The organism is Candidatus Eremiobacterota bacterium (genome assembly GCA_031082125.1).
GTDB lineage: Bacteria > Vulcanimicrobiota > CADAWZ01 > CADAWZ01 > Ess09-12 > Ess09-12.
Genome location: JAVHLM010000020.1, coordinates 120935 through 141922 on the forward strand (window position 1 = coordinate 120935; position 20988 = coordinate 141922).

At 54.9% G+C, this 20988-nt stretch carries 22 protein-coding genes; 15 read left to right on the plus strand and 7 right to left on the minus strand.

Annotation, left to right across the window (positions count from 1 at the left end):
• From RDV48_20520 to RDV48_20570, 11 genes are all read left to right on the plus strand, one after another.
• Entirely contained in the window at window positions 1–582 is a 582-nt protein-coding gene (locus RDV48_20520; protein ID MDQ7825198.1) for an RNA polymerase sigma factor, read from the plus strand.
• On the plus strand, window positions 572–1072 hold the full coding sequence (locus RDV48_20525; protein ID MDQ7825199.1) for a zf-HC2 domain-containing protein: 501 nt from the start codon (window positions 572–574) through the stop codon (window positions 1070–1072). Before RDV48_20520 ends, RDV48_20525 begins: the two co-directional genes overlap by 11 nt.
• A 12-nt stretch (window positions 1073–1084) precedes the next feature.
• A complete protein-coding gene (locus RDV48_20530; GenBank protein MDQ7825200.1) occupies window positions 1085–2062 on the plus strand; it encodes a hypothetical protein in 978 nt (325 codons plus the stop codon).
• 131 nt (window positions 2063–2193) lie between these two features.
• Entirely contained in the window at window positions 2194–2322 is a 129-nt protein-coding gene (locus RDV48_20535) for a hypothetical protein (GenBank protein MDQ7825201.1), read from the plus strand.
• Window positions 2323–2347: 25 nt separating this feature from the next.
• On the plus strand, window positions 2348–2632 hold the full coding sequence (locus tag RDV48_20540) for a hypothetical protein (protein ID MDQ7825202.1): 285 nt from the start codon (window positions 2348–2350) through the stop codon (window positions 2630–2632).
• A complete protein-coding gene (locus tag RDV48_20545) occupies window positions 2629–2880 on the plus strand; it encodes a hypothetical protein (protein ID MDQ7825203.1) in 252 nt (83 codons plus the stop codon). The genes RDV48_20540 and RDV48_20545 overlap by 4 nt, the downstream gene beginning before the upstream one ends.
• Window positions 2881–3042: 162 nt before the next feature.
• Window positions 3043–3288 carry a hypothetical protein gene (locus tag RDV48_20550; protein MDQ7825204.1) on the plus strand — a complete coding sequence of 82 codons (246 nt, stop codon included), beginning with the start codon at window positions 3043–3045 and terminating at the stop codon, window positions 3286–3288.
• A 61-nt stretch (window positions 3289–3349) separates the two neighbouring features.
• Window positions 3350–5233, plus strand: a complete 1884-nt coding sequence (locus RDV48_20555; GenBank protein MDQ7825205.1) for an APC family permease — start codon at window positions 3350–3352, stop codon at window positions 5231–5233.
• A 204-nt stretch (window positions 5234–5437) separates the two neighbouring features.
• On the plus strand, window positions 5438–7108 hold the full coding sequence (locus RDV48_20560; protein ID MDQ7825206.1) for a DUF4118 domain-containing protein: 1671 nt from the start codon (window positions 5438–5440) through the stop codon (window positions 7106–7108).
• Window positions 7101–7790, plus strand: coding sequence for a response regulator transcription factor (locus tag RDV48_20565; GenBank protein MDQ7825207.1), 690 nt, complete (start codon window positions 7101–7103; stop codon window positions 7788–7790). Before RDV48_20560 ends, RDV48_20565 begins: the two co-directional genes overlap by 8 nt.
• Window positions 7791–8267: 477 nt before the next feature.
• A complete protein-coding gene (locus tag RDV48_20570; protein MDQ7825208.1) occupies window positions 8268–8807 on the plus strand; it encodes a hypothetical protein in 540 nt (179 codons plus the stop codon).
• Between the two features lie 166 nt (window positions 8808–8973).
• Here RDV48_20570 and RDV48_20575 read toward each other — a convergent pair whose 3' ends face one another.
• Window positions 8974–9210, minus strand: a complete 237-nt coding sequence (locus RDV48_20575; protein ID MDQ7825209.1) for a hypothetical protein — start codon at window positions 9208–9210, stop codon at window positions 8974–8976.
• On the opposite strand from RDV48_20575, the gene RDV48_20580 reads away from it, so the two are divergent.
• The gene (locus tag RDV48_20580) at window positions 9209–9379 is read left to right on the plus strand and encodes a hypothetical protein (protein MDQ7825210.1); all 171 of its coding nucleotides are present in this window, start codon (window positions 9209–9211) and stop codon (window positions 9377–9379) included. The two genes, RDV48_20575 and RDV48_20580, sit on opposite strands and share 2 nt — an antisense overlap.
• 480 nt (window positions 9380–9859) lie before the next feature.
• Here the strand turns inward: RDV48_20580 and RDV48_20585 are convergent, their stop codons facing one another.
• From RDV48_20585 to RDV48_20600, 4 genes are all read right to left on the minus strand, one after another.
• Window positions 9860–10570: a hypothetical protein gene (locus RDV48_20585; GenBank protein ID MDQ7825211.1), complete on the minus strand. Its 711-nt coding sequence runs from the start codon at window positions 10568–10570 to the stop codon at window positions 9860–9862.
• A 10-nt stretch (window positions 10571–10580) separates the two neighbouring features.
• Window positions 10581–13133, minus strand: coding sequence for a response regulator (locus RDV48_20590; GenBank protein MDQ7825212.1), 2553 nt, complete (start codon window positions 13131–13133; stop codon window positions 10581–10583).
• Window positions 13134–13342: 209 nt separating this feature from the next.
• Window positions 13343–15853 carry an excinuclease ABC subunit UvrA gene (gene uvrA / locus RDV48_20595; GenBank protein MDQ7825213.1) on the minus strand — a complete coding sequence of 837 codons (2511 nt, stop codon included), beginning with the start codon at window positions 15851–15853 and terminating at the stop codon, window positions 13343–13345.
• 351 nt (window positions 15854–16204) lie between these two features.
• Complete coding sequence (locus tag RDV48_20600) at window positions 16205–16768, minus strand: nitroreductase family protein (GenBank protein MDQ7825214.1); 564 nt, start codon at window positions 16766–16768, stop codon at window positions 16205–16207.
• A 233-nt stretch (window positions 16769–17001) separates the two neighbouring features.
• On the opposite strand from RDV48_20600, the gene RDV48_20605 reads away from it, so the two are divergent.
• Window positions 17002–17460, plus strand: coding sequence for a hypothetical protein (locus RDV48_20605; GenBank protein ID MDQ7825215.1), 459 nt, complete (start codon window positions 17002–17004; stop codon window positions 17458–17460).
• Window positions 17461–17498: 38 nt separating this feature from the next.
• Here the strand turns inward: RDV48_20605 and RDV48_20610 are convergent, their stop codons facing one another.
• Together RDV48_20610 and RDV48_20615 are read right to left on the minus strand one after the other, a co-directional pair.
• The gene (locus RDV48_20610; GenBank protein ID MDQ7825216.1) at window positions 17499–17735 is read right to left on the minus strand and encodes a hypothetical protein; all 237 of its coding nucleotides are present in this window, start codon (window positions 17733–17735) and stop codon (window positions 17499–17501) included.
• 6 nt (window positions 17736–17741) lie between these two features.
• On the minus strand, window positions 17742–17960 hold the full coding sequence (locus RDV48_20615; GenBank protein ID MDQ7825217.1) for a hypothetical protein: 219 nt from the start codon (window positions 17958–17960) through the stop codon (window positions 17742–17744).
• Between the two features lie 92 nt (window positions 17961–18052).
• Between RDV48_20615 and RDV48_20620 the strand changes: the two genes are divergently transcribed.
• Complete coding sequence (locus RDV48_20620) at window positions 18053–18271, plus strand: hypothetical protein (GenBank protein ID MDQ7825218.1); 219 nt, start codon at window positions 18053–18055, stop codon at window positions 18269–18271.
• A gap of 250 nt (window positions 18272–18521) precedes the next feature.
• Window positions 18522–20918: an HNH endonuclease signature motif containing protein gene (locus tag RDV48_20625; GenBank protein ID MDQ7825219.1), complete on the plus strand. Its 2397-nt coding sequence runs from the start codon at window positions 18522–18524 to the stop codon at window positions 20916–20918.
• The last annotated feature ends 70 nt before the right edge of the window (window positions 20919–20988 follow it).

Sequence of the window (20988 nt, forward strand, 5' to 3'; positions counted from 1 at the left end):
ATGACTTATAGCGGAGCTCAGATCGCCGGAGAAGGCGCATCCAAAGATGAGGAAATAATTGATAAAGTCCTTAAATCTCGCGATAAGAATACTTTCGAGCTCGTGGTGGAGAGGTTCAAGAAGCCGGTGATGACTATCGCCTACAGAATGACAGGTAATTATGAAGCAAGCGTGGAGATTGCCCAGGAGACCTTTATCAAAGCCTGGAGCTATCTCAGGTCATACCGGCATGAGATGCGCTTCTCCTCCTGGCTCTTTAAAATCGCTGCCAATGAAGCGAGAGACTTTCTCACGCAACGGCACCGGGAAATTGAGCATGAGAGCCCTCTTGAAGATAAAGTGGCCGCGCAGTTTCAGAACAACTGGGAAGAGAAGGCAGAAGGCGGCTTGATGGTGCAGTCCCTTCTCAGTGATCTCAGAGAGCCCTACAAAACGGCAGTAATCCTGAGATTCATGGAAGATCTCACGTATGAGGAGATCGCGGCGATCATGGAGTGCTCCATCGAACAGGTCAAAAACTATCTATTCAGGGGGAAGAAATACCTCCTCACCCTGGCCAGGGAGGGAACCCATGGACAATGAATGTGGTTACGAAGAAAAGGTCTTCCTGTATCTTGATGGAATGATCGATGATGAAGGGAAGAGAGAAGTGGAGGAGCACCTCAGCTCCTGCCAGTGGTGCAGGGAGCAGGCAGCGCTTCTTTCGAACATCCAGGGAGATTTCCATAGAGGTATCCAAGTCCCTTCGGACTTCACCTCCAAAGTCCTGGAGAAGATCGACATGAAATCCAGGCAACACTCGATCCTGCCTGCAGTGATGGCAGGGATTCTTTTCATCTTGGTCTTCCTCCTTACCGGCTCTCAAGCACCTTCACCGCAGACAGGCACAGTCATCTCTTCTCTGTTTTCAGTAATAAAGAACCTCCATGTCACCAATCTTTTATCCCAGACATTGACGCAGAACATGCACTTCATCGCTTCCTATATCACTGCAATCTCAGCTCTCGTGCTTTACACATCGATAATGAAATCAAGAAGGAGCCCCGGTGCCATCAATGGGGCTCACCAGTAAGGAGGTACCGACATGAAGAGAGTGTTGAAAATCGCCTGTATAGTGATGCTGATGCTTTTTGCAGTTACCGGAGTGCTTCTGAAATCCGGGATAACCCATGCTTCATCGGAGCGCACTATTGTCATCACCGAAAGCATCAATCCGGAAAAAACTGTGACACCAACGCCACTTCAGAGCGGAGATGAAGGGGGTTCCGATAAAGATGAAGGTGACCGCTCCCCGGCCAAAGAGGGGGAAAACGATTTTATCAGGATTTTCGGGTCCGGAACGATAGACGAAGGCGAAAAAGTCAATGACGCGGTGCTCATCTTTTCTGATGGGGTCATCAAGGGGGAAGTCCGGGGAGATTGCGTGGTCATCGGGGGCAAAGCCCGTCTCACTGACAGCGCCATAGTAAAGAAAGATCTCGTGTCAATATTCTCCGCTCTCTCCACGGGCCGCCGGACGATAGTGAGGGGAAACAGGGTGAATATCGGCTCGTATGAAAGCACAGGGGTGCCCGATTTCGTGAAAACACTGTTCTCATGCTGGGATCTGATGCTGGCGCTTCTTCTCCTCCTCATCTTCTGGAGATTTGTCATCAGAATGACAGACCGCTTCCTCCTCAATCCCGCTGCCTGCCTGGTGACGGGCTTCTTCGGGCTCATCGGATTCATCCCGCTCATAGTGCTCCTTGCGATAAGCATTGTAGGAATCCTGCTGATACCATTGATCCCTGCACTTTATTTCTTCAGCTTCGTTGCAGGCTTCGCAGTGACGGGGACTATTCTTGGCAACACCATATCCGATAAATCGGGGAAGGAATTCTCACAGCCTCTCAAGTCCATCCTTGGCCTGCTGGCAGCCCTCATCATCCTGAAGGTCATGGCGCTCTTCCCTCTCATAGGGCCTCTCTCCGCCGAAGTGATGAAGATGATAATAAGGACCGCAGGGCTTGGGCTCCTCATAGTGATGCTATGGGACGCCGTCAAGAAGAAAAAGGCGGCATAGGGTGATCGCCCTCAGATGCGCCAGAATCCTGCCCGGGATGAAGGGATCAAAGAGCGCTTATGGTGGCATTGCCTGGCACGATATTGATCCCAGAGGCACCTTTTTGCTATAATCACCTCAGGGAGCCAGTGTTGAGAGACGGGGCCCTGGTCAATGACGGAGACCTGGCCGTGTGCTCCCTGGTTGAGTCCTGCGACTGGATGGTGCGCCCGGTCTTCTGGCACCAGAAGCCCGGGGTAGACGATGGTGAAGAAGGATGAGGAGAAGTGAGGAAAGGAGGCATCCATGAAAAAACGTGACACGAGAAAAGAATTGATCGATGCCCTGGAATCTCTGCCTGAGTACCAGATTACCCTGGTTCTTGCCTATATCAAGTCATTGAGGGCTATCCTGGCCGAACAGGAAAAAAAGCTCAGGAAAGAGGCATTTATGGCTTACCTGCACGGTGTGCCTGAAGACGATGAAGAGCTTACGCCGGAAGATTTGGCCGCCATCGAAGAAGGCGAGAAAGCCTTCAGAGAAGGCAGAACCCAGCCCTGGGAAGAAGTCAGACAGGAGCTTGGGATATGAGGCTTACCATAGACGAGCCCGCCAAGAAAGCGCTAAGAAAACTCGATAAGGCAGTGAGGTGCAAGATAGGTATTGAAATCGACAGATATCAAGCCGGGCTTCCAGTGAACATCAAGAAAATAAAGACTTCTGATAATACCTGGAGAATTGCAGTTGAGAAGTGGAGGATCATTATCAAATATGATCCCAATGCCCAGGTCATGCACGTGACTTCTGTCATTCAAAGAAAGGATGCCTACCGGCAATGAAGGGCCGCCTCATGGATAGATTTGGTGATACATCTCCTCTCTGAGCAATTCAATATAGCTTTTCCTGACGCTTTCCTGACGCTTTCCCCGGATTTCCTGATGCCATTTTTACCTGGAGCAGGGCTATAATGAGAGAGAAGACGGGAAAGGCAGGAGCATGCCATGTACAGCTCAAGGATTACTCTCGAAAAAGTAAGAAATCTACGGTTTCTCGATGAGCCGGAAGCTCACGCTGCCGCTCCCGGAAATGAAGAACGGCACAGGATTATACTTTTTGGACTGATTGTGCTTCTCACATGCATCGTGACCTCGCTGGAGCATCAGGCTGGCCTTCCAGGCGGCTCCACCCTGCTGCTCATCACGTGTGCCGTCACCATGATAGTGTCAGTTGTAATGCTTCTTGCATGAGAAGCGGTGCCTGGAAAGATGCTATCGGAGCAAAATCTGAAGAACTTCAAGCATGGCATATATGGAAACTTTGACTCGACCCCAAGAAAAAAAGCAGGGAAACAGAAGAAACTCTTTTAATATCGCCAATGTAAAAGAGCTTCTCATCGGCCACCCCATGAAGACAGAGCAGCAGGCCAACGAGCGTCTCACCAACGCCAAGGCGCTCGCGGTGCTCTCTTCTGATCCGGTGTCCTCGACTGCATACGGGACAGAGGAAATCATGCTGATCCTTCTGCTTGCAGGGTCGGCCGCCCTCTCCTACACCCTTCCGATAGGCATAAGCATAGTAGCTCTCGTGCTCATAGTGGCCACTTCTTACAGGCAGGTGGTGTATGCCTATCCGAACGGCGGCGGCTCATATATTGTCGCAAGCAAGAACCTGGGGAAAACCGCGGGGCTTGTGGCAGGAGCATCCCTTGCCACTGATTATATACTTACCGTTGCCGTTTCAATAGTTGCAGGTGTCGCGGCAATAACTTCGGCATTTCCTCAGCTTATGCAGCATACGGTGCTGCTCTGCCTCGGAAGCATCGTCATCGTCACCATGATAAATCTGAGAGGAGTGCGGGAAGCAGGCACCATATTCTCAATTCCCACCTATTCCTATATAGCAGCTCTCGTGTTACTCATCATGGCGGGATTTTTTCAATGGCTTGTGCTGGGGCGGCCTCCCCAGGCAGCGGTTCACGAAGTGCATCCTGCCGTGCAGGGTATCACCCTCTTCCTTATTTTAAGGGCCTTTTCCTCCGGCTGTGCGACTCTTACCGGCCTTGAAGCGGTATCGAACGGAGTGCAGGCATTTTTTGAGCCCGTATCAAAGAATGCCGGTAAGGTCATGATTACCATGGCCATATTACTTTCGATATTCACGGTCGGAATCGTCGTGCTCTGCCGCAAGGCCGGCATCGCGCCGGTTCACAGCGAGACGGTTCTTTCACAGCTTGGGAGGAGCATCTTTCACAGCGGGGCGCTCTACTATTTTCTGCAGGTCACCACGGCATTGGTTCTTTTCATGGCAGCAAACACCGCATACAACGACTTCCCCCGGCTCTCTTCGATAATGGCCCGGGACGGGTTCCTGCCAAGGCAGTTCGCAAATCTGGGCGACCGCCTTGTCTTTTCGAACGGGATAGTGATTCTGGGAATCATCGCAGGCCTCCTCTGCATCCAATTCAAAGGCTCGGTGAATTTACTGATCCCGCTCTATGCAGTGGGGGTCTTTGTATCTTTCACGCTCAACCAGTATGGCATGGTGGTCCACTGGAAGAGGAACAGCAAAAACGAACCGCGGTGGCTCCTGCGCTCCGTTATCAATGCAATCGGAGGCACCTGTACCGGAATAGTGGCGATTGTGATCATGAGCACGAAATTCCTGTCGGGAGCCTGGATGGTGGTGCTTCTGATCCCCTTGCTGGTTCTTGTGTTCCGTGCGATTCGAAGACATTACGACCTGGTTGCCGAGGAGCTTAAAATAGAGCTCTCGGAGCCCATCAGGCCGGTGACCCATACCATCATAATCCCTGTTGCCGACATCAACAGGACCCTTGCAAAGACCATTTCCTATGCACGGTCCCTCAAGGTGGATGTCCGCTGTGTCCATATATCGGTGAACCGCGCCTTTACCGAGGATCTTGCCGTCAGGTGGAAACAATGGGATCCGGGAATCCCCCTCACCGTCATAGAATCGCCATACCGCTCCCTTACCCAGCCGCTTCTCAGGTATATCGCCAAAATGGAAAGGAAGACCTCTGATGATATGCTTACGGTGATGCTGCCGGAGTTCGTGGTGAACAAATGGTGGCATCACCTGCTCCACAACCAGAATGCCCTCGTATTGAAGACCCTGCTGCTCTTCCGGGCGAACACCGTGGTGATTGATGTGCCCTATCACCTCAACGGCTGAGAAATCTCCCTGCTTCTGCCATCTTTCAAGATACTCGCGGTCCTCTCTCAATTGCCCTCACCGAGAGGTCATTTCAATGATGATAATGAATTGATTCATGGGTATGAGAGAGAGTTCACAGGTGAAAGATTGGCCGATGCACAGAATGCTGTCCCTGACTTGCTGCAGTGCATGAATGAATCAGAAAGGCAAGGTTCCAGGTCGATGGAATCTCCCCAGAGAGAACCGGTGAGCGGGATGAAGGAGGATATCCCCGACTCCATGCGGACCCGACAGATTGACGGCCCCTCCCCTGATGATGCTCTCAGCGTAAAGCATCATGCAGTAAGCCTTCTCCTGGTGGGGTTGGTCACTGTGCTGTCATGGCGGTTCAGCAAGGAGCTGAAACCGCTGAACATAGCGTTTCTTTACCTTATTCCCGTGGTGCTGAGCGCTTCATGGTGGGGCCGGTGGCCTTCCTACGTGGCGGCGCTCACAAGCGTGATACTCTTCGACGTGCTCTTCATTCCGCCGATTTTCCACTTCACCGTGTATGATACAAGGTATGTGGGAAGCTTTTTCATGTTTCTCGTCATTGCCTTCATCATAGGGGGAAAGACGGAAGAGCTCAGGAGGGAGGCCCAGATGGCCCGGCTGAGGGAGAAAAGCAGCAGGACTCTTTACGAGTTCGCGAGGAATATCGCAGGCATCCTGGAGCTGGAAGTGATTGCCCGCGTGCTCTGCACCCAGGTCGCCGAGACCCTGGAAAGGGATGTCGTGGCCCTTTTCCCGCTGAGGAAAAAAGAGCTGGAGGTGCTGTACCGTCATAATCCCCTGCTCAGGGAAGATAATAAGGAAACTGGGGAGCCCGGCGCGTCGATGGGAGGGAGCAGGAACATTGACAGCGCCGCCATGGCCGTCGCCGGCTGGGCGTACAGGAATGCCAAGGTGGCCGGGAGGTACACCGAGACTCTTGCAGAGTGCCAGTATCTTTTCCTGCCCCTCATTTCAAAGGGAAAAGCCGAGGGAGTGCTGGGCATCCACATAGGGGAGCGGAAGCTTTTCCCTGAGCAATGGAGGCTCCTTGAGACATGGGTTCAGCTCGCCGCGGTGCTGATAGAAAGGGTAAAGCTCAAGGAGGCGGTCCAGGAGGCAGCCCTCATCGCGGAATCGGAGCGTCTTCACACGGCTCTTTTCAACTCGCTCTCCCATGAGCTGAAGACGCCTCTCTCGACAATCATTGCCGCAGTATCGGCACTTATGGACCCGGGGGAATATTACTCGCCCGGCCAGAAAAAAGATCTCCTTGATGAAATAAACGGAGGGGCCCGTCGCCTGGAGAGGGTCGTGGAAAATCTCCTGGATACCGCAAGGCTTGAGAGCGGGATGCTCGAGCTCAAGCCGGAAAGCTGCGACCTTGAAGACGTGGTGGGGACGGCAATAGGGCAGATGAAGGATCTGCTCAGGGACACCCCGGTGGAAGTGCGGATCCCGCGGGACCTGCCTTTCGTCAGGGCGGACAGCGTCCTCATCGAGCTCGTGCTGGTGAACCTCATCGATAACGCCCTCAAGTTCTCACCGGGAGGAAGCGCCATCATCATCAGCGCAAGGGGGAAAAACGGCTCAGTGGAGGTTTCTGTGGCTGACATGGGAAAAGGAATCCCTGAAGCGGATCTTGTGAAGATCTTTGACAAGTTTTACCGTGTGACCGACTGTGAAAAGAAAGTATGCGGCTCCGGTCTCGGTCTTTCTATATGCAAAGCAGTAATAGAGTCCCATGGCGGCGAAATACAAGCGGCGAACGGGGAGGGAGGCGGCGCCGTCATGAGCTTCACCCTCCCGAGGGCAGAGAAATGCCCTGAAATAAAGCTCGAGGATGGTGTCGAAAATGGCTGATAAGGGAGCCCGTATCCTGGTAGTCGATGATGAGCCCCAGATCCGGAAGCTTCTTGCCGTCTCGCTTGAAGCCCACGGTTACGAGGTGGACATGGCGGCGACTGGGGGTGAGGCGATTCAAAGGGCGGCATCCTTCAGGCCCGACCTCATGATTGTTGACCTGGGCCTCCCCGACATGGACGGCAGGGAGGTGATAACGCGCGTGAGAGAGTGGTCCGGCGCACCAATCATTGTATTGACAGTCCGTGACCAGGAAAAGGAAAAAATTGGGGTCCTCGATTCAGGCGCCGATGATTATGTGACAAAGCCTTTCGCCACCGGCGAGCTTCTCGCAAGAGTCAGGGTCTCCCTCCGGAGGGCTGCGGCGACGGAGAGCGAGCCGGTGCTCCAGTGCGGGAGGCTGGCTGTTGACCTGGCCCACCGGCGGGTCACCGTCGATGACCGGGAGGTGAAGCTCACCCCTACTGAGTATGAGATACTGAAGACCCTCGCGATGAACATGGGGAGGGTCATAACCCACAGGCAGCTCCTGAAAGCCATATGGGGCAATGTCTATTACGAGGATAACCATTATATCAGGGTGTACATAAATCAGCTGCGCCGCAAGATTGAAGAGAACCCCGCGCAGCCCAGGCACATAATTACCGAGTCGGGAGTGGGCTACCGGCTGACGGGCACCTGACCCGTCACTCCTGGCAAATGGGTCGCAGCGCCATTTTATTACTGCCTTGCGGTGAAGCCGGCTTTTTGACTCCTCGGAGTCATTGGCCTCCGTCACTTTCGCGATCCCACGGAAGAAATGGACAGAGCATGCCTGGATTACTTGTGCAAGCTTCAGCAACAGGGTTCCATGGAGCCCGGGGAGATGAGATAATCGATGAGCAGTCAGAAGGCATTCCCTTGACTGATTCAGTTCTCAGGTAAAGGGGAGAAATACGGCGGTAAGAATGTCATCACCCGGGATGAGCTCCATCACGGGTGATGGTTCCAGGTCCGGAGGGTCTTGAGAAAATACAGGAAACAACGGCGGCCTGCCTGCCGCTCGCTGACCATGGAGGTGCCCGTGAAAGGTCATGCGCTCGTGAATCAAATGCTGATATTTGCGGCCTGTTTAATCATCTGCGCGGAAAGGCCCCTTTCTGCCGCAGAGGAGAAGCCCGTGCTCAAGAAGGTAGGGGCTGAATACCGCTTATCCCTCCCTTCAGCGATGGAAGGGGCCCTCCGAAGGTATGATCGCCACTTTACGGCGTGGCGCCCTGGTGATTATACTCCCAGGGCGGTGAAATACTATAAGTTTTCACCGCGGCAGGCCCTCTTCGCCGTCATAGGGGACTTCAACGGCGACAAAAGGCTGGATGTAGTGCTTGACGGCCATAACAGGAAGATGGATTTGACGCTCTGCATCATATCTGAGGGAGCGGGCTACGGCGTGAGAGAGGTTTCACGCACAACGGTGCTCAGCGATCCGAAAACGAAGGTGGGCTACAGCGAGTCGGCCACTCAAGATGAGCCCGAGTACAAGGAATACGGCCTTTCCCGGTTCCTCCGCTACAATCCGCCCTGCGAAGTGGTGCCCTTCGAGGAGAAGAAGGCGGTGAAGATCGCTAATGACGCCTTCACGGAAGTCTACTTTACCAAGGCGGCTTTCCTTTACTATTACAAGGACGGCAAATTCCACAGCATCTGCACGGGAGACTGAGGGAATCCTCTTATAACAGACCCGGGTACCTGAGAGGAGGAGCCTATGAAGGGTGATACCGGTGAAATTCAGAGAGCCCCGCATAGCTCATGGATAAAGGGCTGCAGGAGAATTTTAGCACAACTTCCAAAGTTGCGATGGGGGAAATAAGTGCCGAGGCATCTCCTCAGAGCTTGAAGGCTGCAGTAAACCAGTACCAGTAGCCGGCCGGCCTGTTTTTCGATTCCAGATCGCGGGTGTACTTCAGCTTCAAAGTCAGATCCTGCGCCTTGAGAAGCGCTTCATCGCGGGTCCCGGCATGAAGCTTCCCGTGGATATTCTTGATAAAGGAGCAGAATGTGAATGTGGCGAGACAGCCTGCGAGATTGACCATGTGCTTTACGGGCTCATGGGGTAAAGGCATGCGCCGGCTGACCCTTCCTGAAAACAAACCGGTCCCCATGGCCGATGCAATCCCTTATGACGTTATCAGCCCAGGCCTTTGTGACGAGATAGGTGCTGCCATGCATATCTCCCTCGGAAGGCACGACGTCTCGATCAAGGCACAGATAACGCCGCGATTCAGCCAGTGATGGCAGGTATTCCGGACTGGATACAGGCTCCCAGAGGTATTTCTTCTCATCATGCATCTCTCATTATCCTCGTATGGCTCATTCATCACCTGCTCCACTTTCCCTTCCAAGCCGTGGCAGTCAATAGCCATCATCACACAGTGATCCCCTGGAGCCAGATACCTGCATTGGAATCATGCACACAGACTATTGTACCGCCATCAGGCAGTTTCACGCCGCTGCAATACAGAGTCCCGTTAGTCAGACCCTGGCTTCTCGTTTGTGAGCCAGCGAGCACTTCCTTCTCAGCCCATGCCGGCATCACAAGCGCCAGGCACAGGAATGAAACAACAAGCAACGCAACCAATACTCTTGACATAGGATACTTTTTCCCTTCTCTCTGTTCTATAGGGCTAAGTGCAAGTGAATTGCCATATTCACCTGCACAAAAAGGCTTCAGTAAAATAATAATCCATTGGTGAATGAGAGCCTGCTTTATGGCTATGCCGAATCAGCGGGAGATGCCAGGCAGAGTATATGGAGCATGTAAAGCGCATAGCCACAGAATATGATTCCCGCCAACAGGAATAGGCCATACTCCCACCGGGGAAGAAGCGCCAGGAGGGCGGCACAGAAAAGAATCATGACAATTGAGACAGGAGCCAGAGCTTTCCAGTTTCTTGAAAGATATCCTTTCACCGGGCGCCCTGCCGCTGACAGGGTGTGAAGGGGAGCAACGACCACGAGAAAGAGCCAGCCCATCAGGATCCCGGCGACGGCAGGGACAACGTTATCGCCGCTCAAGTCCCCGATGAAATAACCTGCAGCCAGCGATATGGCAGAGAATGGGACCAAGTACACGACGCCGAATCCGAGAGAGGGGAGAAAAAATCTCACCCCTCCTCTCAGAAATCCTGAGAGCGTGAAACCTCTGCCCGATATGATGTCCGAGAAAGATGCGATAAGGGATGAATAGACAAATAAGAGCGCTGCGACAAGCAGGGGAAGCACATAAAGCACTGCCTGGAAGGCATAAATTGATGTGGCGGAGGACATGGCGCCCGGTATGGGTTTGTAAAGCCCCCGGGAAATGGCATCGACAGTGAAAAATGCTGCCCATATCAGGGCAGCTCCGCACAGGAGGGCTATGAAAACGGCTTTCAATCCTCCCCCGGAGAGTGCACGGCCGAAAAGGGGGCTCATCGATTTCATAAGGCTCCTATTATTCTTGATTTTCTAAGAGGGACGGTGCCGGGATCCCGGGAACCGTTATCTTCCTGAGATCTTCGAGAAGCTCCTCACAGGTATAAGTATCCTTGCGGAAAATTTTTCCTGCATTGCTGCTGTTGAGCCTGCGATGCTCCTCCATGGTGACATCCTTTGAAGTCACTACTATCACGGGAATAGTGCGCCATAGCTCTTCCCTGCGAAGCTCGGCAAAAAACTCGAAGCCATCCATCCCGGGCATGAGCAAATCCAGAAGTATCACAGCCGGCATCTGCTCTTTCACACGCTCAAGGGCGACCAGCCCGTTTTCCGCATCGGTCACCGCCCATCCCGCTTTTTCCAGCATCTTTCTCAGCATTTCACGCGTGGGAAGATCATCCTCTACCACGAGAACAGGTTGAGACGCCCCGGGGCGGTATCTTTGCAGGAGCCGAAGCAGTCGCTCCCTGTCCACAGGCTTGGTGATGAAATCTGCTATACCCTGGGCAAAGCCAAGCCCCTTATTCTCTTCAACGGCAATCATGATGACAGGGATGTCACGGGTCAGCGTCTCTTCCTTCAGGGCAGAAAGGACTGCCCAGCCATCCATTTCAGGCATGAATATATCGAGCGTGATGACATGAGGACGCAGCTCCCTCGCAAGACGGAGCGCCTCCGTGCCGTCGGATGCACAGGCGACCTCGAAGCCGTTCTTCTGGAGAAAACGCTGCAGCAGCTCCCGGGCTGCGGGGTCATCATCAATGATGAGGACCGTTGCGGCCGATGATTCCAGGGATCCCTGCTGAATGCCGCAGGACTGTGGCTCAATTGCTGGTTTTGCCCTGGGATCACTCACCTTCGAAGGAATGCGCATGGTAAACGTGGAGCCCTCACCAGGCCTGCTCGTCACCGTTACTTCTCCACCCATCATTCTGCAGAATCGCCTGGAAATCGCGAGGCCGAGACCGGTTCCCCCGAATTTCTTCGCCGTAGAGGCATCGGCCTGTGAGAATGACTGGAACAGCCTGCCGAGCTGCTCCTCTGTCATACCGATGCCGGTATCGCTCACGCTCAAGTGTATCCAGTCTCCCTCTTCATGGTATTCACGGCTTACCTTGAGGGTAATTGCGCCATTTTCAGTAAACTTGGCGGCATTGCTGATGAGATTCAGCATGCACTGCCTGATCCTGGTAAGATCGGCATGCATGGAGCCCAGGCTCTCGGGACAGTTTATGGTAAGGGTATTGTTCTTCTTCTTTACCAGGGGCTCTGTGGTGCCCACAATCTCCATGACGGCCTTATGGATTTCAAAGGTCTCAAGATAAAGCTCCAGCTTGCCGGCTTCAATCTTGGAAAGGTCAAGAATATCATTGATCAGGGCAAGCAGGTGCTTCCCCGCACCGCTGATCTTCCTGAGATCAGGGACGAACTCTTCACCGGCTTCTTCCTCGAGCATCTCGCTGTACCCTATGATGGCGTTCAGAGGTGTCCTCAGCTCATGGCTCATATTGGCGAGAAAGAAGCTCTTCGCCTTATTGGCCGCGTCAGCTTCGGCCCGGGCATGCTCGAGCTCCTCATTGGTACGCCGTAATTCGGCTGTCCGGATAGTCACCATCTTCTCTATCTCGCGGGCCTGAAGCACATTGCTGTATGCCAGATGGGAAAGCTGTTTCGCAAAGAGAAACAGGGCGCTGCATACGGCGGCAAACTGCTCCCTCGGCATGCGCGTCACGTTTTCAAGAGCCTTCCGGTATTCCCCTTCGTCGGCACCAATCTCACGGGCGTACCGGATCATCCCTTCCAGGTCCGCCGATTCATCGAGAACCTGCCCGACGAGCCAGCTTGCAATATGCTGATCGCCGACACAGATGCTCGAGCCTCCATCCCAGAGACCGCCGCTGAGGCAGGCCTGCATGACAGGTCCATCAGGATTCTTTCGCCCGATGCGCGAATCTGAGGTGAAGCAGTTCGCCTGACCTTTTTCCGTCCTGCGGATAATGTTCATGCAGAGATGGCAGAAGTTGCTGGGCTTTGTGAGGGGCCTCCCTCCGGGATCGGTAATGATCGACGCTACCCCCGTGGCGCTGGCGAAGGCATCCTGTATCCTCTGAACCTCCTCCATATCGAAGAGCTCTGCAAACTCCGGGACTGAAATATCCCCGAGAGGGCGTGTAAGAGTGTCAATCTTGCTTTTCAGGTACTCCTCGGTCTCCCTGTAGCCGGTGATATCATTAATAAATCCCTCTATGCAGAGAAGCTCTCCGGCAGGGGAGCAGATGCCCTGCCCCCTGTCCTCAACCCACTTTTCCCCTCCATCGGCGGTTTTTATGGGATAGACCAGCTCAAAAGGCTTCTTTTCGGCGAGAGCGGCACTTATCTGTTCCTTCACTTTTCCCCGGAAATCCCCGCGGATAAGGGAAATGAGGGATATCCTTCCCGAGACAAGCTCTTCAGGGCTGTACCCGGTAAGCTTGAGGCCGCCCTCACTCACGAACTCCATGGCCCGGGACTCATCAGCGATGCAACGGTATGCCATCGCGTGAAGGTTATTGATGAGCCTCTCAAGCATACGCTCTCCCTCCTGCAGGAGGCTCCGGCCCTGCTTCTGTTTCCCGGCGGGAGCCTGAACCTTATGCCCTATTCTAGCACTAATTGCCGTTACAGACAAGGATGCAAAGCTGAATCATATCCGGTTTGCAAAGCAGAGCGCCATGAGACAGGAAAAGCTCTCCCTCCAGGATCAGGTTATGATTTTCATCGTGCTGGATTGAAGCTGTGTCACAGGCGCCTGGAGAGATAATGCGCCGTGCGGCTGCCCCCGGCTTTCGCCACTTCAGCGGGGGTTCCCGAGGCGACTATGCGCCCGCCTTCGCTGCCGGCCCCGGGACCAAGGTCCACTATCCAGTCGGCACAGGAAATCACCTCCATGTCGTGCTCAACGACAATCACGGTGTTGCCGGCATCGACAAGACCGTGCAGCTGGCTCATAAGCTTCTCGACATCGGCAGGATGCAGGCCGGCAGTGGGCTCATCGAGGATATAAAGCGTGTCGCCGCGCTGTTCGCGCTGAAGCTCGGCAGCCAGCCTGATACGCTGCGCCTCGCCGCCGGAAAGCTCGGTGGCAGGCTGCCCGAGCCTGAGATAGCCAAGCCCCACCTGGCGCAGGGTGCTGAGCGCCCTTACCACTGAAGGGATTTCAGTAAAAAACTCGCTGGCGCTGTCCACGGTCATATCCAGAACCTGGGCGACAGTGAGACCGCGATAGGTGACTGCCAGGGTTTCTTCGTTGTAGCGTCTGCCCTGGCAGGTAGCGCACGGAGCATAGACACTCGGCAGGAACATCAGCTCCACTGAGACAAAGCCTTCGCCCTCGCATGCGGTGCAGCGTCCTCCCGCCACATTGAAAGAAAAGCGGCTGGCGGTGAAACCGCGCGATCTGGCTTCGGCGGTGGCGGCAAAGGCTTTGCGCACGAAGTCGAAAAGCCCTGTATAGGTGGCAAGATTGGAGCGCGGCGTTCTGCCTATCGGCTTCTGATCAACGACAACCAGGCGGCTTAACGCCTCCGCCCCTTCCAGCAGGACTCCGCGGATCGCTTCATCCAGAGCGGCGATATCGTCCTCACCCTGGTCTTTCAGGGCAGAGGAAGAGGCTTCATCATCTTCCTCCCGGCTGATCTGCCCAAGTTTTTCACGGACGCTGTCGGCCAGCACCTGGGAGACCAGGGTGGACTTGCCCGAGCCGGAGACACCGGTGACCACAGTGAGCACCGCACGCGGAAATCTTGCTTCCACCTCTATCAGATTGTGCATGGTCACTCCGCTTAAAGTCATCCAGCCCGATGGCGAGCGAGTTTCACGGCGCCTCGCGACTCTATTCGCCTGGTCTTTGAACAAATACTTTCTTGTCACCGACTGCTGAGCCGCCGCAAGACCGGCGACCGGGCCGCTGTAGAGCATGGCGCCCCCGCCCTCTCCTGCGCCTGGCCCGATATCGACAATCCAGTCGGCGGCCCGCACCAGGTCCATTTCATGCTCGATTACAAATAGCGAGTTGCCCGAGTCTTTCAGCCTCCCGAGCGTCTCGAGCAAAGCCTCGCAATCGGCTGGATGGAGGCCTGCAGAAGGCTCGTCCAGGACATAGACCACGCCGAACAGGCCGGATTTAAGCTGAGTGGCAAGCCTCAGTCTCTGCAGCTCACCAGCCGAGAGGGTGGGAGTGGCCCTGTCCATCGACAGGTAATCGAGCCCGAGACGGCTGAGCAGCTCAATGCGCTCGACCAGGTCATCGACTATCAGCCTTGCCACTTCCGCCTTTTGCGAGGATTTGAGCTCATCTGCGCCAGCGAGGATCTCTTTCAGGCGGGAGAGAGGCGCATGATAAAGCTCGGCGATATCATAGCCGGCAAAGCGCACGGCAAGCGCCTCGCTTCTCAGGCGCTTGCCCCGGCACCTTGCACAGGGCGCCTTGTCCATGAAGCTTTCGGCGCGCCTGCGGAGAGCCGCGCTGCTGGTAGTGCCGAATGTATGCTTGACATAACTGGCGGCGCTCATATAGGTACCCTGGTAAGGCCGGTGAATGCGGTGCGCTTCTCGCTCGGCAAAAACGGTGACCACCGGCTTTTCCTCGGTAAAGAGAATCCAGTCCCGGTCTTTCCGGGGCAGGTCTTTCCAGGGCCTGTCGATGTCGTAGCCAAGGGTTGCGAGGATATCGCGGTAGTTTTTGCCCTGCCATGCGCCCGGCCAGGAGGCTATCGCCTTTTCGCGGATCGAGAGGTTCGGATCGGGCACCAGCGAGCTCTCGCTCACCGTGTGCACAATGCCTATGCCATGGCAGTCGGGACAGGCTCCGGCATGGGTATTGGGTGAAAAAGCATCTGAATCGAGCCTGCCCGCTGCCCCTTCCGGATACGTGCCGGCGCGCGAAAAAAGCATGCGCAGCGAATTTGAGAGAGTGGTGAGCGTGCCCACGGAAGAGCGCGCCGTCGGCTCACCGCGCCGCTGCTGCAGAGCTACTGCCGGAGGAAGTCCAAGGATTTCAGTGACCCTTGGAGCGGGAAGCTGGGCGATGAGCCGCCTCGCATAAGGTGCAATGGATTCAAAATAACGCCTCTGCGCCTCGGCAAAAATAGTGCCGAAAGCCAGCGAAGACTTGCCTGAGCCCGATATGCCGGTGAACACCACGAAAGCATTGCGCGGCATGGTCACATCGATGCCCTTGAGGTTGTTCTGCCGGGCGCCGCGCACCTCGACAAAGCCGTCAGAATGAGGCTGGGATGGTGATTTTGTCACTTCTTTTCAATACCCCGGGAGAAACCGTCTCTTCGACTGAGGCATAGTCGCCCGGCAAACCGGTTTTTCAGTGCTGGAAAAGAGGGTTGAGTCCCGGGCTCCCGAGGTGATTATACCAGAAAGGTGCCCCCGGGATCAATCTTATGCGAGGCAGAAGCGCCGCAGCCCATCGCCTCCAGTATTCCTTTTTGGAGACCATATACACAAACCATGCAGCATGTGGTAGAATATGCAAGAGCCGGACAAAGGAGGCTCAGAGCTCTGAAAGATGAGAAGCGACTATCAGGCGTGGGTAAGGAACAGTATGAAATTGACTTTCTGGACTATTCTTACGACACCCTTCATGATCCCTCACTGCTGTTCAGTGGCGTAACGGTTGCGGAAGGCGAATTTCTCCAGCGGCAGCCTTGGCGGCCTTTCCGCCTCCGATGCCTTCTGCTTGTCGTTGAGGAGCGGCGAGATTCCCTCGCTGCGGGGGCCCACCACGACGAGCGTGATGAGGCGCATATCATGGGGAATTCCCAGGGCGGCTTTTGCCTTCTCCTCATCGTAGCCGGCGATCGGGTGTGCCACGCAGCCCCGCTCGGTGGCCCTCAGGATTATGAACGCTGCCGCCATGCCGGTATCAAAAAGGAAATATTCCCTCTCCTTGATATTGCAGTCAAGATCTTTGCGGCTCACCACGGCTATGATCAGTGACGAGGCCTTCGCCCAGGCATTTGCTTCGGGAAGGGCCCCGTAAAGCTCAAGGAGCACCTCCAGGTCATAGACAAAGACAAAACGCCAGGGCTGGTTGTTGTAGCACGAGGGCGCGAGCTGCGCGCAGCGGGCAAGGTCGCTCACAAGCTCTTCCGTCACCTCGAAAGGGGTCAGTGACCGGTAGGCTCTTCTCTCATCAATAAGGTCTCTCAGCATCTCATATACCTCTTTTCTCCGTGTATGCGCATTGGTATTTACTCACGCCATCGTGAATTCCTTTCTTTTCCTGGAGGGCGTGATGATTCGGTGAATTTCCCCCTGATGGCCTTGGAGGGGGAGCAGTCCGGTCTGTTTTCCCCGGGATTCACTGGAAAATAGGGGGGAAGGGCAGGAAAGTGGACTGGGCGACCAAGAAAGACTTCATCGGTCATTGAAAGGAGCTTCAGCACATGGACAAAGATAAATCCAAAGAGAGCCGCACCGCATCAATATTCTCCTCTCTCACCATAGGCATCCCCTTCTGCATGTATAAATTCCTTTTTGGCATGCTCGTTATTCGCAATCACATGGAGCTACCGGGCTGGATAATAATCATCTGGGCTCTGGCGGACGCACTTATGAACCTGGCACGGAGCTCCTTCCTGCTCGCTCAGAAAAAGTCCCCGATTGAGACCTGTACCCTGGCCCAGCTTGGCCGCCTCTTCAACCGGACGGCAGTATTTCTTGCAATTGATACGCTTCTTTCATTTTCAATCATCTGTTTTGTCCTGTGGTCCAGGTGGATAACGGAGCTCAGGCCTCAGGAGAGTCCCCTCTGGTATCTCGCCACAACGATAAACCTTGCAAGCCTCTCCATTGTCTCCCTGTGGTCGGAGATCCGGAAACCCCGCCCTCGCGCCGAACAATGATCACCCGCGGAGAAAAAGCCCCGGCAGCCGGTACAACACTAATAATTAAACAGGTCTTTTATTTCGTAAGTCTTTTTTGAGGCCCTGTTCAGCGCCCTCAATATTTTTGATTGCACCGCCGGCCTCAAGCGCCGGCCCTTCACCGCACGGCTGACCATCTTATACGTTATCTGCTCGGTTGAGCACACCACAAGATCGCCGGCTTTCAATCCATGCAGAGCCATGATCTTTGCTATCGGCTGCTCGCCAAAATCTCTTTTGATATCAGAGTCCATTTTTGCTTATCTTTTAAAGATCTTGATCATTACCGGGATCGATATGATAACAGCTGCAAGCATTACCCACCACCCGATCCTGCCCACATACGGTGCTATCATTATGCCTATGGCCAGCCCCCCAAGCACCTTGGCACTTACGAAGAGCAGGAACATGGGTGTATCGAGCGCCTTCAGCTTATCCACCATCTTGATATACCAACCCATATTATCCTCCTGTTTCATACTCAGTCATGGTTTTCCCGGGGGTCAGGAGCAGAGTAGAGAACAGGTTCAGCATACCCCCGGGCCTTTGAGATCCCAGAGCGCCTCCCAAGGTGATTATACCAGAAAGGTGCCCTGGGGAGCAATTTTATGGCGCTCTCACCCCTGAGCAGTACCGCAACGGCATCGGCAGGGCCTTCTACGGACACGAGGCAACGCTCCCGGAATGGCTTCTGGAGATTATCACCCACGGGTACCATCATCGGTCGCAGCTCTTTACTTACCTGAAGATCCTGGGCTCACCGGTGGATATGTCCACTCTCTACTCCTGAATTCAGCCCGTATCAGCTGATAAATTATTTTAAAGCCCCTTCTCCTGAGGATTCCCCCGGAAAGAGGGCCGGGAGAGCCCCTGAGGGGCCCATGGTGACCCCTGAAAGTGCTCCAGGGTCATTTTTGTCATCTCCACCCCTTCAATGCCCTCTGCATGGCATCGAGCGACGGCCTTAAAACTCATATATGATGGCCTTTTTGAGGGGTGGCCTCTTTGATTTATGCTTCCTCATATGCTATAATAGTTTTATGGATACATTTGCACTCTGCACCACTCACGCACTTTTCCTTCCCAATGAAGAGGAGCTGCTTCACCTCAATGATTCTTTGTCTTCTCAGGATTACGAGGACCTTCTTCTTCTCCCTGAGCCCTATGAGCTCCCCAAGGGAACCATATATAGACCGGAGCATATCGTGAAGATTACCAGGGAGGGCCTTCTTCCTGAAGCGGAAAAGCTCACGGAGGATATCAACTGGGGACCCCTCCAATCCACCTTCGACAGGGATGAGCGGGCAGCCAGCATAGACTTCACCCTCTGCAAGGCTGTCCGCGGCCGCCTCGCACTTGACCTAAAGCTTGGAGAGCTTCTCACGAACCTTAAGATGAAAGGAGTGGATCGTTTAGGCTACCGCTCTCTCGGCGCTTTCGCCGTGGAGCATCTCTCATTCTCGGGGCGCACCGCATCAGAGCTGATGCACAATTTCGAGCTTCTCAAGGCTCTGCCTCTCACCAGGGAAGCATATCTGCAGGGCAGGATTGCCAGGAGCGCTCTCAGGCATCTTTTAAGGGTGATAACACCTGAGAACGAGGCGGAGTGGCTCAGTGTTGCGCAGAAGCTCTCGGTGAGCGGCCTTGAGCGTGAGGTGAAAAGGGCTCTTGCCGGGGAGAAGGAGCCTGATGCCCAGATGGCGGGAAACTGTGGGATGGAGCCTGAAGCCCAGGGAGCGCCTGATGAGGGCCTCATGATGTATCTCAGCGTCTCCCCCACCCTTGCCCTCACCTGGGATTTCGCCCTCTCCTTCTTCCGCGACAGGGAGCACTATGACGGGCCCCTCGCGGGATTCGTCGAGGCGCTCCTCGCGAATTTCCTGGCCTCCCGGATGGGTGCTTCCGCGCCTTCGCCCCTCGACGCCAGGGGGAATCTCCCCATATTCTTCAGGGTGCCCCTTCTGGGAAGGCGGGAGAGAAACGGCCGCCTGGCCGATCAGGAGGCCTTCAAGGATAAGGGCGGAACCCTGCAGGAAAACTCCGGCAGTGAGGAGGAGGAGGGCCCCGACGACAACCCGTGGGAATCGCCCTGGGATATTTTCTTTCCTTCGTGGCTTTACGGGGAGAAAGACGGGGAGCCTGTGAGGGTGATTGCCGGGATGCTCATCAGGGCCGCGGCTATGCGCCAGAAGCTTGACGTGGCCACAGGGATGCTCCTCAGGGGGATGGAGGGCAGGCAGCTTCATCGCCGTTTCGGATTTGACTTCATCGAGGACTATGCCCGGGAGCGCTGCGGATTCTCAATGGCGCAGACCCGCCAGCTCATCAAACTTGCCGAGGGCTTCCGCCGCCACTCTCTTACCGAAGGCGCCTTCAAGAGAGGCGTCATCACAAGAGAGCAGGCCCGCCTCATCCTTCCCCTGGTGGACTCTAAAAATGAATCCCGGTGGATCGCCTATGCCGCGAGCGTGCCCACGATAAATCTCCGGGAAGAGACGCAGCGATGCACCAGGATCCTGGAATATGACTGCCTTGTTCCTGTGAACTACACCCTCCTTCCCGGCTTCCGCTATGTCACGGCCGAGAGGCTCCACAGCCTGCATGAGGAGGTGCAGGAGAGCATAAGGAGCGGCTCGTGGTACACGGGTCCCTCACTTGTTTCTTCGTGGCCTCTCGCGGAAGACGACGAGAATTTCCAGGCGACGCACGACAGGCGCTTTGATGCTCCCTGGAAATATTTCAGCAATGTTGATGAAATGCTCGCCTGTGAGGCATCGATGAAAGTTGAAAATAATTCTGCCCTGTGTGCGGGGGAGATCTGCACCATCCCCCAGGGCGCCAACCCTGAAGAGATTTTCCTTGTGGACATCCACTCGGCAAAAGCCCCCTCACCGGCAGGAGCCCCTTCATCACCCGGGACAAGCTCCATGAGGATCAAGTTCTTTCTCCCCGCCGAGCTCTACGAGGTCTGGAACACCGCAGCCCTGGCCTTCCTTCAATCAATCGCCCGGGCGGAATCCCCCGGCGCATCTGATGATTCCCTGGGGGCACCTGAAGAGAGATTCCTTGCCGCCCTGCTGGCAGACTACCTCACCACCGAGGGGACCTTCCACAAGGCGGCCCATCACCACAAAATCCTGAAACGCGACCGGTTCCGCTGCCAGGTCCCCGGATGCCGCTGCCGCAGGAACCTGCACGTCCACCATATCATCAGGCGCTCCCAGGGCGGCACCGATGACCCCTGGAACCTCATCACGCTCTGCGAGGCCCACCACCTTCACATCCTGCACAACCTGGGGACCCTCACCATCAAGGGCCGGGCGCCCCGCCCCCTCACCTTCACCTTCGGCGCCCCCTCTGACGGCGAGCCTTTCATGGTCTATGAAAAAGGCCTTAAGGTCGGTTATCTCAATGTATCGGCACAATCAGTCCGATAATTTATCATATTGACTTCATAAAATATCGCGCTAAAATAAAAACATTATAAAAAGAACGCTCTTCAGCTCT